This window comes from Paraburkholderia piptadeniae (genome assembly GCF_900007165.1).
Classification (GTDB): domain Bacteria; phylum Pseudomonadota; class Gammaproteobacteria; order Burkholderiales; family Burkholderiaceae; genus Paraburkholderia; species Paraburkholderia piptadeniae.
Window position 1 is genome coordinate 1 of sequence record NZ_CYGY02000275.1, and the last position, 538, is coordinate 538.

Consider the following 538-nt stretch of genomic DNA (forward strand, 5'->3'; position numbering starts at 1 on the left):
AACCTCGTCCTTACGACGGCGCAGCATGAACGGCCGGATCCGGCGCGCCAGCAGTGCGCGGCGCACGCCATCGCCGGCTTTTTCGATCGGATTGCGCCAACGCCGGGTGAAGTCCTTCTGGCTGCCGAGAAAACCCGGCAGCAGAAAATCGAACTGCGACCACAGCTCGCCGAGATGATTCTCCAGTGGCGTGCCGGTCAGGCACAGCCGATGCCGCGCACGCAAGCCGCGGATCGCCTGCGCCGCCTTGGTGCTGGCGTTCTTCACGTACTGCGCCTCGTCGAGAATCAGCAGATGATAGTCGTGCTGCGCGAGAACCTTCTGATCGCGCCACAGCAACGCGTAAGTCGTCAGGATCAGTTCGTGTTCGCCGATCCGCTCGAAGCGCTCCCTGCGCTGCGGACCGTTGAGCACCAGCACTTTGAGCTCGGGAGCGAAGCGGCGCGCTTCGTCGCGCCAGTTGTGCACGAGCGTGGTCGGCACGACGATCAGCGCCGGCTGGGTGAGTCGTCCCGCTTCCTTCTCCGCGAGAATGTGC

At 64.7% G+C, this 538-nt stretch carries 1 protein-coding gene; it reads right to left on the reverse strand.

The features are described from left to right. The coding region (locus BN2476_RS45205) for an SNF2-related protein (RefSeq protein ID WP_235851273.1) at positions 1 to 538 on the reverse strand (538 nt) is incomplete at both ends.